The sequence below is a fragment of the Ruegeria sp. CI8 genome (assembly GCF_056536865.1).
In genome coordinates this window covers 26,407-42,174 of the sequence record NZ_JBQFQL010000004.1, presented here as the reverse complement: position 1 = coordinate 42,174, position 15,768 = coordinate 26,407, and the positions used below count along the sequence as shown (strand labels likewise).

The window sequence follows — 15,768 nt, the reverse complement described above, 5'->3', positions numbered from 1 at the left end:
GCTAGGCCCGATGCTGAAAAACGCAAGGAGACCGTTCATGTCCAACCCCTCGCTCCTCATCCTGCCCGGAGACGGAATTGGCCCCGAAGTCATGGCCGAAGTGCGCAAGATCATCGGCTGGTTCGGCGCCAAGCGCGGCCTTGAATTCGACGTGAGCGAGGATCTGGTCGGTGGTGCCGCCTATGACGTGCACGGCAAGCCCCTGTCGGACGAGACGATGGCCAAGGCGCAAGAGGTCGACGCGGTTCTGCTGGGCGCCGTGGGCGGCCCGAAATACGACGATCTGGATTTCAGCGTGAAGCCCGAGCGCGGCCTGCTGCGCCTGCGCAAGGAGATGGACCTGTATTCCAACCTGCGCCCGGCCCAGTGCTTTGACGCGCTGGCCGATTTCTCGTCGTTGAAAAAGGACGTGGTTGCCGGTCTCGATATCATGATCGTGCGCGAACTGACCTCGGGCGTCTATTTCGGCGAGCCGCGCGGCATTTTCGAGGAAGGCAACGAGCGCGTGGGCATCAACACCCAGCGCTACACCGAATCCGAGATCGAACGCGCCGCGCGCTCGGCCTTTGAACTGGCGATGCGCCGCAACAAGAAGCTGTGCTCGATGGAAAAGGCCAACGTGATGGAATCGGGCATCCTGTGGCGCGAGGTCGTGACCCGCGTCGGCCAGGACTATCCCGAGGTCGAGCTGAGCCACATGTATGCCGACAACGGCGCCATGCAGCTGGTGCGCGCACCCAAGCAGTTCGACGTGATCCTGACCGACAACCTGTTCGGCGATATCCTGTCGGACTGCGCGGCGATGCTGACCGGCTCGCTGGGCATGCTGCCCTCGGCCTCGCTGGGCGCGCCGATGGCCAATGGCCGACCCAAGGCGCTGTATGAACCCGTCCACGGCTCGGCCCCCGACATCGCCGGTCAAGGCAAGGCCAACCCGATCGCCTGTATCCTCAGCTTTGCGATGGCGCTGCGCTACAGCTTTGACCAAGGCGCCGAGGCCGATCGTCTGGAAGCCGCGGTCGAAAAGGTTCTGGCCGATGGTGTCCGCACGGCTGATCTGCTGGCCGAAGAAGGCGTTCAGCCGGTTTCGACCAGCGAAATGGGCGATGCGATCGTCGCCGCGCTGGACGAAAGCCTGTAACGACCGATCCGGGCGGCGCCCAGCGCCGCCCGTCTGATCATCTGCGGTCTAGTTGCCGCCAAAGAGATCCTTCAACAGACTGTCGACGGCCTTGGCAAAGCCACCCTGCTGCCTGCGGCGTGGCTGGGATTGCCGAGTCGTCTGGACCGGAGCGGCCGGAGCCAGCATCGGCAGAGGGGTCGGAGTCATGCCTTCGGTGACCCGCACCATGGTTTCCTTCCAAATCTCGGCTGGCAGCCCACCGCCAGTCACGCCCGACAACGGTGTGTTGTCGTCATAACCCATCCAGACACCGGCCACATAGTCCGCGGTAAAGCCGATGAACCACGCATCCCGGGCGGCCTGGGTCGTGCCTGTTTTGCCTGCAACCTGCCATCCCGGCAACTTGGCGCGTTGTCCGGTTCCCTCGGATACCACGCGTTCCATCATCCAGGTCAGTTGCTTGGCAGCTTCGTCTCGGATCACCCGCTCGCCGATCCCGGTCGTCGTCACCATCATCGGGGCATCATCACCCAGCAGTTTCAACTCGGTCAGGCCGTATGGTTCCACGGACGAGCCACCATTCAGGATACCGGCATAGGCGCCGGTCATTTCGATCAGCGTGCTTTCCGAGGCGCCCAGCGCCAGGGCTGGGCCCGCCGCCAGATCGCTTTCGATGCCGAACCCGCTGGCCACCGTGCGCACATTGTCCAGCCCCGCGACCTCGGCCACCTTGACGGCCGGGATGTTCAGCGAGTTCTTCAGCGCATCCGCGAGGGTCACGCGACCGTAGAACTTGTTGGTGTAATTCTTTGGGCACCACTGGCCGGACCCCGGGATGTCGATGCAATATGGCTCGTCCACTACCGTGGCCAGCGGCGAATAGCCCAGTTCCAGCGCGGTGGCATAAACAAAGGGTTTGAACGAGGACCCGGTCTGGCGCAGCGCCTGCGTCGCGCGGTTGAACGCACCCGACACCTTGGTCTTGCGTCCACCCACCATGGCCCGGACCGCACCATCGGCCGACATCACCACGATCGCGGCCTGCGCTTTTGAGCCTTCACTGACCTTTTCGTCGAACACCTGTTTCAGCGCCGCTTCGGCCGCCTGCTGAATCCGCTGGTCCAGCGTAGTCTTGATCACCACGTCCTCGGTGGTGTTGCGGGTAAAAAACTCGGGGCCGCTGGCCATGACCCAGTCGGCAAAATACCCGCCAGCGCGGGCGGCGGCGGCCTCGGACAGCTCGGCCGGGTTGTTGCGCGCCGCGGTTGCCTGTGACGTGGTCAGGTAACCCTGATCCTCCATCAGGCTGATGACCACCTTGGCCCGGTCCTGCGAGCGTTGCAGGTTGTTGGTGGGCGCGTATCGCGTGGGCGCCACCAGCAGCCCCGCAAGCATCGCCGCCTCGGCCGGGTCCACCTCGGCGGCGGACTTGCCGAAATAGCGCTGGCTGGCCGCCTCGAACCCGCGGGCCCCAGCCCCCAGAAACGCCCGGTTCAGATAGATGGTCAGGATCTCATCCTTGGAGTATTTGACCTCCATCGCCATCGCGTAGATCGCTTCCTTGGCCTTGCGCCACAGCGACCCCTGGCGGCAATCGGCCTCGTACGCCGCTTCCGATTCCCACTCGGTCGGGTCGTACGGGACGCCCAGACACAGCAGCTTGGCCGTCTGCTGGGTGATGGTCGAACCGCCATGCCCCGACAGTGGGCCACGCCCCTCGGACAGGTTGATTTTCACCGCACTGGCAATACCGCGCGGACTTACGCCGAAGTGACGGTAAAAGCGCTTGTCCTCGGTCGCGACAACCGCATTCTTCAGATGCGGCGACACGGTGTCGGTGGTGATAACGCCGCCGAACTGATCCCCGCGCCAGGCAAAGACCTTGCCGTCCCGGTCCAGCAGCGTGACCGACCCGCGTGCGCGCCCGTCCAGCAAGGCATCGACCTCGGGCAAGGTGGAGTAGACAACCCCAACGGCAAGCGCCAGCAGAAGAGCGGCTATCGCACCCACCCGCCAGGTAAGCCCCCAGATAAGGCGCCCTATCCAGCGGAACAGCCGGCGAAAGAAGCCGCCCTGCCCGCCTCCCGAAGGTTTGCGCCGGGGCTTGCGGCTGGTCTTTCGGGTCGTGGTCTTGCGCGCCGTCGCCTTCTTGCCCGCCGGTTTCGCCGTCCGCTTGGCAGACGAGGTCTTGCGGCCTCCGGACGGATACCGTTTGTCCGCCACCAGCGGTTTTCGACGCTTGGACTCAGTCATGCTCAAACTCTGCCCGTTTTTGCTTTTGTGGCACCATACCGCGCTGTCGCGCCCATGTAGAGGTGTGAAATAGCGCGAATTCCCCTCTCACACTTGCGTATTTTTTAATCACTTTGCCGTTTTTGTGCAAAAAATGTGCAACTTTGCCCCTCTTCCCCAGCGTCTTTTTGCCGAAATCGTTCCTTGAGCGGCCATGTCGGGCTCTTTTTCTGCAGGTGCAAAGCCGGACCCACCGGAACAGAAGAGGGGAAAGACGTGAAACTGATCATTGCGACAATCAAGCCGTTCAAGCTCGAGGAGGTGCGCGAGGCACTGACCGAGGCGGGCGTGCGCGGCATGATGGTGACCGAGATCAAGGGCTTCGGCTCGCAATCCGGTCACACCGAAATCTATCGGGGCGCCGAATACGCGGTGAACTTCGTGCCCAAGATCAAGCTGGAAATCGTGGTGCCCGCCGCGATGACCGACCAGATCGTCGAGACCATCACCAAAACCGCCAAGACCGGCAAGATCGGCGACGGCAAGATTTTTGTCCTCGATGTCGAGCAGGCCCAGCGCGTGCGGACCGGGGAACTCAACGAAGAGGCGCTGTAAGGCGCCGCGACCGACAATCATTCGAGGACTGAACATGAACCTGATGAAATCACTCATCCCTGCCGCCGCGATCGTCGCGCTGCCGCAGATGGGCCTGGCGCAGGAGGCCGCCGCATCCGGCGAAACCGCGCAGCATACGCAATACATCCTGACTTCGCTGCTGTTCCTGATGGGCGGCTTCCTGGTGTTCTGGATGGCCGCGGGTTTTGCAATGCTCGAGGCCGGTCTGGTGCGTTCCAAGAACGTGGCCATGCAGTTGGTCAAGAACATCGGCCTGTTTTCCTTTGCCGCCATCATGTACTGGCTGGTCGGCTTCAACCTGATGTATCCGGGCGACGGCTGGACCATAACCGGCATTCTGGGCGCCTTCTCGCCCACCTCGCTGGAACCGGTCGGCCTTGATGGTGTCGAAACCGATCTTTCCTATGCGTCGGTCGGTTCGGACTTCTTCTTCCAGTTGATGTTCTGCGCCACCACGGCCTCGATCGTGTCGGGCACCATGGCCGAGCGGGTCAAGCTGTGGCCCTTCTTCATCTTCGTGATCGTCCTGACCGGTGTCATCTACCCGATCGAAGCCTCGTGGCAGTGGGGCGGCGGCTGGCTGTCCGAAATGGGCTTCAGCGATTTCGCGGGCTCGACCCTGGTGCATGCGGCAGGTGGCTTTGCCGCGCTGGCCGGAGCCATCGTGCTGGGCCCCCGGATCGGCAAATACAGCAAGGACGGCAAGGTCGTTCCGATCCCCGGCTCGAACCTGGCGCTTGCCACCCTGGGTACGTTCATCCTGTGGCTGGGCTGGTTCGGCTTCAATGGCGGCTCGCAGTTGGCCATGGGCACGATCGGCGACATGGCTGACATCAGCCGCATCTTCGCCAACACCAACATGGCCGCTGCCGCCGGCGCAGTAGCTGCCCTGATCCTGACCCAGGTGATGTACGGCAAGGTCGACCTGACCATGGTGCTGAACGGTGCGCTGGCCGGGCTGGTCTCGATCACCGCCGAACCGCTGGCACCCTCGCTATTCCAGGCACTGATCATCGGCGGCATCGGTGGCGTGATCGTGGTCTACACCGTGCCGCTGCTGGACAAGATGAAGATCGACGACGTGGTCGGCGCCATCCCGGTTCACCTGATCGCGGGCTTCTGGGGCACCTTCATCGTGGCCTGGACCAACGGCGACGCGTCCTTCGTGACCCAGATCATCGGCTTTGCGGCCATCGGGATCTTCGTCTTCGTGGTCAGCTACATCCTGTTCTCGATCCTCAAGGCCACCGTCGGCCTGCGGGTTGGCGAGGAAGAAGAGATCAACGGCCTCGACATGGGCGAGCTGGGCATGGAAGCCTATCCCGAGTTCTCGAAGGGCTAAGCCGTCTACAAACCAAACAAAAAAACCCGGGCATTCGTGCCCGGGTTTCCTTTTTTGAAATGCCTGAGCTCAGACGCCAACGTCGATGATGGCCTTGGCCAGGATCGGCACGGTGGCCTCGTTCAACCCGGCGATGTTCATGCGGCTGTCGCCGACCATGTAGATGCCATGCTCGACCCGCAGCTTCTCGACCAGCTCGGGCGCGGCGCCCAAGCGCGAGAACATGCCGCGATGCTGGGCCAGGAAGCCGAACCGGTCCGATCCGCTCAGCCGCTGCAGTTCGTCCGCCAGCTGGCGGCGCAGGCCCAGCATCGACAGTCGCACCTCTTCCAATTCGGCCATCCAATCGGCGCGCAGGCCCTCATCCATCAAAATAGTGGTGACCACGCGCGCGCCGTGATCTGGCGGGAACGAGTAGTTCTGACGGTTCAAAAACGCCAGCGTGCCCTGGTTCAGCGCGGTCTGGCCCGCATCGGCGCTGATCGCCATCAGCAGACCGGTCCGCTCGCGATAGACACCGAAATTCTTCGAACAGGACGCCGCGATCAGGCATTCCTTGATCGACGAAGCAACAAGCCGGGTCGCCTGCGCATCCTCGTTCAGACCGTCGCCAAAGCCCTGGTAGGCGATGTCGATCATCGCCACCAGGCCGCGGTCGTTGATCAGGTTCACCACCTCTTGCCACTGGACCATGTTCAGGTTGGCGCCGGTCGGGTTGTGGCAGCAGCCATGCAGCAGCACGACGTCGCCCGCCTTGGCGGTCTTGAGGTCCTCGATCATGCCGTCGAAATCGACGCCACGGGTTTCCTCGTCGAAATAGCGGTAGGCGACGGTTTCGATGCCCAGGTAGTTCAGGATCGAGATGTGGTTCGGCCAGGTCGGGTTCGACACGAACACCCGGGCCGAGGGGTTGGCCATACGGATCAGCTCGAACGCTTGCCGGCAGGCACCGGTGCCGCCCGGGGTGGCCACGGCGGCGATGTTGGCGCGCGGCACGCTGGTGCCGAGGATCAGGCTGATCATCGCATCGGCATAGACCGGATCACCGGCCAGCCCGGTATAGGCCTTTGAGTCCTGCTCTTCCCAGATTCGCTGCTCGGCGGCCTTGACCGCCCGCATCACCGGGGTCACCCCATTGGCGTTTTTGTAGACGCCGACACCCAGATCAATCTTTTGTTCGCGCGGGTCCTCGCGATACATCTGCATCAGGGCCAGGATCTTGTCGGCTGGCTGCGGCTTGAGGTTTTCAAACATCAGGAGTCTCCGGTTGCGACGGGCAGGGTCGGGAAGGCGCCCCATTCGGCCCAGCTGCCGTCATAAAGCGAATGGTCTTTCTTGCCCATGCGCTCGAGCGCAAGGCTGAGGATCGCGGCGGTCACGCCTGACCCGCAGGTGGTGATGGCGGGTTTCGACAGATCGACGCCTGCGGCTTCGAACACCGCGCGGCAGTCCTCGGGCGATTTCATGGTGCCATCGGCACTCAGCAACTGTCCGAAGGGCACGTTGCGCGAACCGGGGATGTGCCCCGCCCGCAGCCCCTCGCGCGGTTCGGGCTGCGATCCGGCAAAACGGTCAGCGGCGCGGGCATCGATGATTTCGTGATCGGCCAGCTTGGCGGCGGCTGAGACCTGGGTCACGTCGCGGACAATGTGGTTCTGCACGCGCACGGTCATGTGGCGATCGCGTATGACGGGGGGCAGATCCTCGATCTCGCGCCCCTCGGCAACCCATTTGGGCAGGCCGCCGTCCAGAACGGCGATGTTCTCCTGCCCCATCAGGCGGAACAGCCACCAGACCCGCGCCGCCGAGAACAGGCCCGCGCCGTCATAGACCACGACCTGATGGCCGTCGCCCACGCCCATGGCCCGCAAGCGCGACATGAATTTCTCGACCGGAGGCGCCATGTGCGGCAGGTCCGAACGGTGGTCCGAGATCTCGTCGATGTCGAAGAACCGCGCGCCGGGAATATGTCCGGCCTCGTATTCGGCGCGGGCGTCGCGCCCCTGCTGCGGCAGGTACCACGAGGCGTCGAGGATCCTCAGATCCGGGTCCTTGAGGTGGGCGGCAAGCCACTCGGTGGAAACCAGGGTTTTTGGATCGTCCAGCATCAAAGCCTCCCCTTTACGCGCAGGGATTTCCCTATACGCGCAAAGGTGCGGGTTCAAGGCTGGATCGGGTCCCTGCGGCCCTATCGCGCCCGTCGCAGGCGGAAATGCTGGATGATGCCGATCACGCTGATGGCGATCCAGAAACTTTCGATCAGCATCGAGGCCAGGTTGAAGTTCTGCAGCAGCGAATAGACGATCAGAACCGACCCCACCAGGTTGACCACCGGAAAGGCCAGATCGTCGGAATTCATCATCCGCATCTGGGTGGCGAAATAAGCCGCGACCACGATCAGCGCCCCGAAGGACCCGATGCCATCGGCCAACGTCAGGGCGTTCAGGAAGTCCGTCATAGGGTCATCTCCTTCTGCCGTATCAACCGGCCGCGGCGGTGGCGGGCCGATGTCCGTAGTGATGCATGTTCAGAAACGCCGCGCCCTCGGGCCCGGCGCGATAGCCATGCGGCAGGTCGGCCGGAAAGCGCAACCCCTGGCCCGCGCTCAGCGGCACCCATTCGCCGTTCCGCAGCACCTCGAGCGCGCCGCTCAGCACAAAGACTTCCTCGGTTACGCCGGCGGCATGGGCGGGGGATTCGTGGCATTGGTTGCGGTCCAGTTCGACGTGAAAGGTCTCGGCCCCCAGAACCGGGTCGAAAGGAAAGACGATCTTGACCTTCAGACTGCCCGGAAAGGTCACGGTGCGGAACCGGGCCTCATCCGCCGGATCGCGCAGGGCGCTGGTGCCGATCAGCGCGCTCAGCGGCATCTGGAACCCCTTGGCGATCTTCCACAGCGTCGCGATGGTGGGGCTTGATTCACCGCGCTCGATCTGGCCCAGCATGGCTTTGCTGACGCCGGTCAACTCGGCCGCTTTGGCCAGGCTCAGCCCCGATGCCGCCCGGACGTCTCTGAGTTTCAGGGTGATGTCGTCCGATTCCATGGCCAAGTCCCGCGATTTACCTTGTGCGTTATAACGCACATGTGCTACGTGCGCTATAACGCACGCACCCCCGGTTTTGCAACCGGGCAAAAGGGAAACAGCATCATGCCAATGTACCGATCCAGAACTTCGACTCATGGCCGCAACATGGCCGGTGCCCGCGGCCTGTGGCGCGCCACCGGGATGGGCGACGACGATTTCGGCAAGCCGATCATCGCCATCGTCAACTCGTTCACGCAATTCGTGCCGGGCCATGTCCACCTCAAGGATCTGGGTCAGATGGTCGCCCGCGAGGTCGAGGCCGCTGGAGGTGTAGCCAAAGAGTTCAACACCATCGCCGTAGATGACGGCATCGCCATGGGCCATGACGGGATGCTGTATTCGCTGCCCTCGCGCGAGATCATCGCCGACAGCGTCGAATACATGGTCAACGCACACTGTGCCGATGCGATGGTCTGCATCTCGAACTGCGACAAGATCACCCCGGGCATGCTGATGGCAGCGATGCGCCTGAACATCCCGGCCATCTTCGTCTCGGGCGGGCCGATGGAGGCCGGCAAGATCGACATCGCCGATCTGGATGTGAAGAAGATCGACCTGGTCGATGCCATGGTCGCCGCCGCCGATGACAAATACACCGACGAGCAGGTCAAACATATCGAAGAAAACGCCTGCCCCACCTGCGGATCGTGCTCGGGCATGTTCACCGCGAACTCGATGAACTGCCTGGCCGAGGCGCTGGGTCTGGCGCTGCCGGGCAATGGCTCGACGCTAGCCACCCATGCCGACCGCAAGGAGCTGTTCCTGGAGGCCGGCCGCCGCATCGTCGAAATCACCAAGCGCCACTATGAGCTGAACGAAAAAGGCTTCCTCCCGCGCGAGATCGCGACCTTCGAGGCCTTCGAAAACGCCATGAGCCTGGACATCGCCATGGGCGGCTCGACCAACACGGTGCTGCACCTGCTGGCCATCGCGCATGAGGGCGGGGTGGATTTCACCATGTCCGACATGGATCGGCTGAGCCGCAAGGTGCCCTGCCTGTGCAAGGTCGCGCCCAACACCGAAAACGTCCACATGGAGGATGTGCATCGCGCGGGTGGCATCTTCTCGATCCTGGGCGAGCTGAGCCGCGCCGGTCTGCTGCATGACGACTGCTGCACGGTGCATTCGGCCAGCATGGCCGAGGCCATCGCCAACTGGGACATCACGGTGACCAACAACCCCAAAGCGCAAGAGCTGTTCAAGGCCGCCCCCGGTGGCGTGCGCACGACCCAGGCGTTCAGCCAGTCGAACCGCTACAAGGAACTGGACACCGACCGGGCAAACGGCGTGATCCGGTCCAAGGACCATGCGTTCAGTCAGGATGGCGGTCTGGCCGTTCTGTTCGGCAACATCGCGCGCGACGGCTGCATCGTGAAGACCGCAGGTGTGGATGAGAACATCCTGAAATTCACCGGCACCGCCTATGTCTGCGAAAGCCAGGACCAGGCGGTGAACGACATCCTGACTGGCAAGGTCAAGGAAGGCGACGTGGTCGTGATCCGGTATGAAGGCCCACGCGGCGGGCCTGGTATGCAAGAGATGCTGTACCCGACCTCGTACCTGAAATCCAAAGGTCTGGGCAAAGCCTGCGCGCTGCTGACCGACGGTCGCTTCTCGGGCGGCACTTCGGGTCTGTCGATCGGGCACGTCTCGCCCGAGGCGGCCGAAGGCGGTGAGATCGGTCTGGTGCAGAACGGGGACACGATCGAAATCGACATCCCAAACCGCTCGATCCACCTGGCCGTGTCCGACGAAGAGCTGGCAGCCCGCAGAGAAGTCCAGGACGAAAAGGGCTGGGTTCCCGCTGCACCGCGCAAGCGCAAGGTGTCCACAGCACTGAAGGCCTATGCCAAGCTGGCCACCAGCGCTGCAAAAGGCGCGGTGCGTCAGGTCTGAACGCTGACGGCCCGCGTCATGCGGGCCGGTCCGTTGCCTGAAACCGAAGTGCTCCCGCGCCTGACAGGACCCATCGGCTGCGCCGCTGCCTCCTTCAGTCTTGGGCCGGGCGCCGCGCCGTGCGCGGCGCCCGGCCCAACCAGAGGAGATGTCTCGCCAGAGACATCGACGATGGACGGGAGCGCCCCTGCCTGTAGGATCAATCACCCAACTTGGCGTGAATCTCATCCAGGTCGATTTCACCTGTCGGCATCTTGTTGGCCGGGTTCTCGAAATCGTATTTGAACAGTTCGAAATCCTGTTTGTAGATCTCATAGACCAGGTGCATCGACAGGTCGTCGAAATAGTCCTCGACCGGGTGCGCACGTTTGGGGCCGTGGCCCTCGGATTCGTTGAAGCGCGGAATTTCGGACAGGGTCACGGGATGCGGGGTTTCCAACGCGTCCAGCACGCCTTGCATCCCGTCGTTGAATTTTTCGGTCCAGAAAATCCGGTCATAGCGCCCGCCATTCACGATGAAGGTCGACACATGCCCCGACATGGCCGACCAGTGGATGTCCGGGTCCATTGGCCGCCGCCAACGGATCGTGTCGCGGGCAAACAGAAGAAACCGGCGGAAACTGGCAATCTGGTCGAATTCGCCCTTGCCGTCCTCGCCCCCGACCTCGATCCCGTAATTGTAGATCAGCGTCGGCACCAGATTGCCCCGGTACCGTTTCCCGTTGCGCTGAATGCCGCAGATCTTGTCGAAGAACGAACTGAGGATCCGCGTGTAGGGGTTGCGCACACAGGTGAAGGCGAACGACTTGTGCCCGCGCACATTGGCCGAGATCACATCCTGGCTGTGGTCAAACGCCCATTTGTGCATCCCGTCTTTGGCGTCGTGGATATCGCCGTCAAAGAACCGACCGTGATCGGAGTAATACATGATCTGCCCGATGGTCGAGCAGGCGCATTTGGGCACGACGCGATAGACCATGCTTTCGCTTTCGGTCATCCATGTACCGGGAAATCCCATCTGCCATGCCTCCTTAGCCGGCCGAGTCTCAAGGTGATGCGCCAGCTTTTGACGCCAGAGAAGCAAAAATATTCTGTTTATTCAATCGCTCATCCTCAGTATCACGGTTGGAACCGGGCAGTAACGGACTTCATACAACGCCAATGGCCAAGATCGCCTACATTCTACTGTGTCACAAAGACCCTGACGCGATTATCGCACAGGCCGAACGGCTGACGGCCGCAGGGGACTGCATGGCCATCCATTTCGATGCCAGCGCATCCGCACAGGACTTTGACCGGATCCAGACGGCCCTGAAAAGCAATCCCAATGTGACCTTCGCGGCCAGGCGGATCAAATGTGGCTGGGGGGAATGGTCGCTGGTGCAGGCAACACTGAACGCGGTGCAAGCCGCGGTCGACGCCTTCCCGCGAGCCACCCATTTCTACATGCTGTCGGGCGACTGCATGGCGATAAAGACCGCGGAATATGCGCATCGGTTTCTGGAAGAAACCGACAAGGATTTCATCGAAAGCCACGACTTTTTTGAAAGCGACTGGATCAAGACCGGCATGAAGGAAGACCGGCTGGTCTACCGTCACTATTTCAACGAGCGCACGCAGAGCAAACTGTTCTATGCCGCCTACGAGGCCCAGAAACGTCTCGGCCTGACCCGCGAGATCCCGGAGGATCTCCAGATCATGATCGGCAGCCAGTGGTGGTGCCTGCGCCGCCGGACAATCGAGATGATCCTGGATTTCCTGCGCCAGCGTCGGGACGTGGTCCGTTTTTTCTCGACCACCTGGATTCCGGACGAGACGTTCTTTCAGACCCTCGTGCGCCACCTGATCCCCAAAACCGAGATCGAAAACCGCACACTGACTTTCTTGATGTTCTCGGACTACGGGATGCCGGTGACGTTTTATAACGACCACTACGACCTGCTGCTGACCCAAGATTACCTGTTCGCCCGCAAGATCAGCCCCGAGGCGCAGTTGCTGAAGCAGAAATTGGGTGCGCTCTATGCCAGCGAAGAGGTCGAATTCCAGATATCGAACGAGGGTCGGAATCTGCACGGATTTCTGACCGGCCGCGGCCGCGTGGGACGCCGGTATGCGCCCCGCTTCTGGGAGACGGCCAACACGCTTAGCGCCGATCGCGATCTGTACATGATCGTCTGCAAGAAGTGGCATGTGGCCAAGCGGCTGATCGACCAGATCGCCTCTGAAACCAACCTGCCCTGCATCGAATACCTGTTCAACGAAGAAGCCGCCCCGCTGCCCGATCTGGGGGGCTTGGAGACCACGCTGGTCAAACGATCCCGGCATCGCAGGGCGGTCACCCGGATGCTGTACGATCACTTCGGCACCGACCAGCTGCTGATCTGCCTCGATCCCGCCAGTCTGGATATCGTACAGGATTTCTGCTCGGACAAGGCGCGCACCCATGTGCTTGAAATCGAGTGCACCTATTCGGACGCGTATCTTGTCGGCCACGCCCACAGGGTCGGGTTGGCCGGGGAAAACAGCCCAGCCGCAACCGTCGAACGCCTGTTACCGACGATACGCAGCGATCTGGCCTATGAATCCGAACAGCTGCGCGGTGCCGGGATCGAGAGGTTCTTACGATTGCGCGAAACCGCTGACCCGGCTGAGAACGTGGGCGCGATCGCAGAATTCCTTGGGGTTTCGGAGGAGACCGCCCAGTCGATCATGCGGCTTGATTACCTGTTTACGGACTGAACGCATGTGTTGGCCCGGCCGCGCTAGGCCGCCGGGCCGGGTTCTCAGATGTCGAACTTCACGCCCTGCGCCAACGGCAGTTCGGCCGAGTAGTTCACGGTGTTCGTCTGGCGCCGCATATAGCCCTTCCAGGCATCCGAGCCGCTTTCGCGTCCGCCACCGGTTTCCTTCTCACCGCCGAACGCGCCGCCAATCTCGGCGCCCGAGGGGCCGATATTCACGTTGGCGATGCCGCAATCGGACCCGGCGGGCGACAGGAACTGTTCCGCCTCGCGCATGTTCAGCGTGAACACGCAAGACGACAGGCCCTGCGGCACGTCGTTCTGCATCTCGAGCGCCTCGTCGAAACCGTCATAGCCCATCACATAGAGGATCGGCGCAAAGGTTTCGGTCTTTACGATCTCGGTCTGGCCCGGCATTTCGACGATCGCGGGCTGCATGTAGACACCGGCCTCGGGCACGCCTTCAATGACGCGCTTGCCGCCAAAGACGGTACCGCCCTCGGCCTCGGCCGCCTTCAGCGCGGCCTCCATCGCCTGCCCCGAGGCCTCGTCCACCAGCGGCCCGACCAGCGTGCCTTCGGCCAGCGGGTCACCGATGGGCAGACCGGCATAGGCCTTTTTCAGCCGCGCAACCAGATCGGCGCGGATCGAGTTGTGCACGATCAGCCGCCGCAGCGTGGTGCAGCGCTGACCCGCGGTGCCCACGGCCGAAAACACGATGGCCCGCACCGCCATTTCCAGATCGGCCGAGGGGCCCACGATCATGGCGTTGTTGCCGCCCAGTTCCAGGATGCATTTGCCGAACCGCTGCGCCACGATCGGTGCGACCGCGCGGCCCATCCGGGTCGAGCCGGTAGCCGAAATGATCGGCACCGCCTCGCTGGCCACAAGCGTCTTGCCCAGATCGGCACCGCCGATCAGCAGTTGCAGCAGCCCGTCGGGCGCATCGCCGAACCGGGCCACGGCCTTTTCAAAGATCTTCTGACAGGCCATCGCGGTCAGGGGCGTTTTCTCGGACGGTTTCCAGATCACCGGGTCGCCGCAGACCAGCGCCAGCGCCGCGTTCCACGACCAGACCGCGACCGGGAAGTTGAAGGCCGAGATCACGCCGACCGGACCGGCCGGGTGCCAGGTCTCCATCATCCGGTGGCCGGGGCGTTCCGAGGCGATGGTCAGGCCATAGAGCTGCCGCGAAAGGCCCACGGCAAAATCGCAGATGTCGATCATCTCCTGCACTTCGCCCAGACCTTCCGAGGTGATCTTGCCGGCCTCCCAGCTGACCAGCGCGCCCAGGTCTTCCTTGGCAGCGCGCAATTCCTCGCCCAGCAGGCGGATCAGCTCGCCCCGGCGCGGGGCGGGCACGGTGCGCCAAGCCTTGAAGGCCGCCGTGGCGCGGGCCAAGACCGCATCCATGTCGGCAACGGGTGTTTCATGCACCCGCGCCAGCACGCGCCCGTCGATGGGCGAGCGGACCTCCAGCGTCCCGCCGGTCAGCTCGGCTGCCGTCAGGCCCAGTTTTTCGAGTGTGTGTTCTGCAGTCATGACTACGTCTTTCATGTTCAGGCCGCCTTGTTCTGGGGGGTCACTTCGCCAGCGCGGTACAGCTGGCCGAATTCGGTGTTCAGGAAGTCATCCAGCCCGACCTGCTCTTGCCGGACAAAGCCTTGGGTGGGCAGCGCGCCGGTGCGCATCAGGTCGACCACGCCCAGAACGCCGGCGGCGGTGGTGATCTGGATCGCGCTCCAGACCTGGCCGTCGATGGTGCGGGCAAAGGATTTGTTGATCAGGGATTTCTCGCGCAGGGCCCCGTCGATCATGCCCTTGGCCGTGCAATAGACCAGAACCACATCCTGATCGGTGCGCGGCAGCGCGGTTTCAAAGATGTCCTTCAACAGGTCGCGGCGCTGGCCCAGGCCCAGATCGGTCAACAGCAGCTTCAGGATGTCGCGATGGCCGGGATAGCGGATCGAGCGATAGGACACCGCGCGCGCCTTGCCGGCCAGCGTCTCGGGCAAGGTGCCCAAGCCGCCCGACGTGTTGAAGCATTCGTATTCCACACCGTCATGGCCGATGATCTCGTAATCCTCGAGCGGCGCGGTCTTGACCCGGTCGCCATTCATGATGGCGTCGCAGGGGTTGCAGTATTCGTTGATCAGCCCGTCGGTGGACCAGGTCAGATTGTATTTCAGCGCATTGGTCGGATAGAGAGGCAGCGCGCCCACCCGCATGTGCAGGCTGTCCAGCGTGTCGAATTCGGCCGCCAAAGAGGCCCCCGCGATGCCGACGAAACCCGGGGCCAACCCGCATTGCGGCATGAAGGCGGTGTCGCTGTCGCGGGCCAGTTCGCGCACGGCGTTGGTCGCGGCGACATCCTCGGTCAGGTCGAAATAATGCGCACCCGCGGCCTTGGCCGCCTTGGCGATGGCAGGCGTCAGGAAAAACGGTGCGGCCGAGATCACCGCGTCGAACCCCGCAAGCCCTTGTGCCAGCCCGGTTTCGTCGCCCGCGTCGATCTGCCGGGTGGTGATGCCCTGCCTGTTCAACGCCGACAATGCCGTCAGGTCATGGTCGGCCACGGTTACGGTATAGTTGTGCGATTTCTTCAACAGGGCGGCGATCATCTGTCCGATCTTTCCGGCCCCGACGACGCAGATTTTCCAACTCATTGCGCGCCTCCTCCTCTGCTCTGGTTCCAGTATGACCGCGCCGCCG

Annotated in this window: 13 protein-coding genes; 5 read left to right on the top strand and 8 right to left on the bottom strand. The window is 62.9% G+C overall.

Features of this window, described 5'->3' with window-relative positions; all coding sequences use genetic code 11:
- Positions 1–37: 37 nt before the first annotated feature.
- The gene (leuB, locus tag ACR0DA_RS15265; RefSeq protein WP_093963789.1) at positions 38–1,141 is read left to right on the top strand and encodes a 3-isopropylmalate dehydrogenase; all 1,104 of its coding nucleotides are present in this window, start codon (positions 38–40) and stop codon (positions 1,139–1,141) included.
- A 48-nt stretch (positions 1,142–1,189) separates the two neighbouring features.
- Here leuB and ACR0DA_RS15260 read toward each other — a convergent pair whose 3' ends face one another.
- Positions 1,190–3,376, bottom strand: a complete 2,187-nt coding sequence (locus ACR0DA_RS15260) for a transglycosylase domain-containing protein (RefSeq protein WP_480754759.1) — start codon at positions 3,374–3,376, stop codon at positions 1,190–1,192.
- Positions 3,377–3,631: 255 nt separating this feature from the next.
- On the opposite strand from ACR0DA_RS15260, the gene ACR0DA_RS15255 reads away from it, so the two are divergent.
- Positions 3,632–3,970, top strand: coding sequence for a P-II family nitrogen regulator (locus ACR0DA_RS15255; protein ID WP_480754758.1), 339 nt, complete (start codon positions 3,632–3,634; stop codon positions 3,968–3,970).
- Positions 3,971–4,004: 34 nt separating this feature from the next.
- Positions 4,005–5,333: an ammonium transporter gene (locus ACR0DA_RS15250; RefSeq protein ID WP_170359834.1), complete on the top strand. Its 1,329-nt coding sequence runs from the start codon at positions 4,005–4,007 to the stop codon at positions 5,331–5,333.
- A gap of 69 nt (positions 5,334–5,402) precedes the next feature.
- Here ACR0DA_RS15250 and ACR0DA_RS15245 read toward each other — a convergent pair whose 3' ends face one another.
- The 4 genes from ACR0DA_RS15245 to ACR0DA_RS15230 all read right to left on the bottom strand — a co-directional run bounded on the left by ACR0DA_RS15245 (position 5,403) and on the right by ACR0DA_RS15230 (position 8,377).
- On the bottom strand, positions 5,403–6,587 hold the full coding sequence (locus ACR0DA_RS15245) for an amino acid aminotransferase (RefSeq protein WP_480754756.1): 1,185 nt from the start codon (positions 6,585–6,587) through the stop codon (positions 5,403–5,405).
- Positions 6,587–7,441: a 3-mercaptopyruvate sulfurtransferase gene (sseA, locus tag ACR0DA_RS15240; RefSeq protein WP_170391701.1), complete on the bottom strand. Its 855-nt coding sequence runs from the start codon at positions 7,439–7,441 to the stop codon at positions 6,587–6,589. Before sseA ends, ACR0DA_RS15245 begins: the two co-directional genes overlap by 1 nt.
- Positions 7,442–7,521: 80 nt before the next feature.
- Complete coding sequence (locus ACR0DA_RS15235; RefSeq protein WP_170359828.1) at positions 7,522–7,791, bottom strand: CBU_0592 family membrane protein; 270 nt, start codon at positions 7,789–7,791, stop codon at positions 7,522–7,524.
- Positions 7,792–7,813: 22 nt separating this feature from the next.
- Positions 7,814–8,377: a helix-turn-helix domain-containing protein gene (locus tag ACR0DA_RS15230; protein WP_480633911.1), complete on the bottom strand. Its 564-nt coding sequence runs from the start codon at positions 8,375–8,377 to the stop codon at positions 7,814–7,816.
- A gap of 105 nt (positions 8,378–8,482) precedes the next feature.
- Here ACR0DA_RS15230 and ilvD point away from each other — a divergent pair, with 105 nt between their 5' ends.
- On the top strand, positions 8,483–10,315 hold the full coding sequence (gene ilvD, locus ACR0DA_RS15225; protein WP_170436372.1) for a dihydroxy-acid dehydratase: 1,833 nt from the start codon (positions 8,483–8,485) through the stop codon (positions 10,313–10,315).
- 199 nt (positions 10,316–10,514) lie between these two features.
- On the opposite strand, the gene ACR0DA_RS15220 is transcribed toward ilvD, so the two are convergent.
- Entirely contained in the window at positions 10,515–11,333 is an 819-nt protein-coding gene (locus ACR0DA_RS15220) for a sulfotransferase family protein (RefSeq protein WP_170367498.1), read from the bottom strand.
- Between the two features lie 143 nt (positions 11,334–11,476).
- On the opposite strand from ACR0DA_RS15220, the gene ACR0DA_RS15215 reads away from it, so the two are divergent.
- Positions 11,477–13,054, top strand: coding sequence for a DUF5928 domain-containing protein (locus ACR0DA_RS15215; protein ID WP_480754753.1), 1,578 nt, complete (start codon positions 11,477–11,479; stop codon positions 13,052–13,054).
- 44 nt (positions 13,055–13,098) lie between these two features.
- On the opposite strand, the gene amaB is transcribed toward ACR0DA_RS15215, so the two are convergent.
- A complete protein-coding gene (amaB, locus tag ACR0DA_RS15210) occupies positions 13,099–14,598 on the bottom strand; it encodes an L-piperidine-6-carboxylate dehydrogenase (protein WP_480754751.1) in 1,500 nt (499 codons plus the stop codon).
- A 17-nt stretch (positions 14,599–14,615) separates the two neighbouring features.
- Positions 14,616–15,722 carry a saccharopine dehydrogenase family protein gene (locus ACR0DA_RS15205; RefSeq protein WP_480754749.1) on the bottom strand — a complete coding sequence of 369 codons (1,107 nt, stop codon included), beginning with the start codon at positions 15,720–15,722 and terminating at the stop codon, positions 14,616–14,618.
- Between the last annotated feature and the right edge of the window lie 46 nt (positions 15,723–15,768).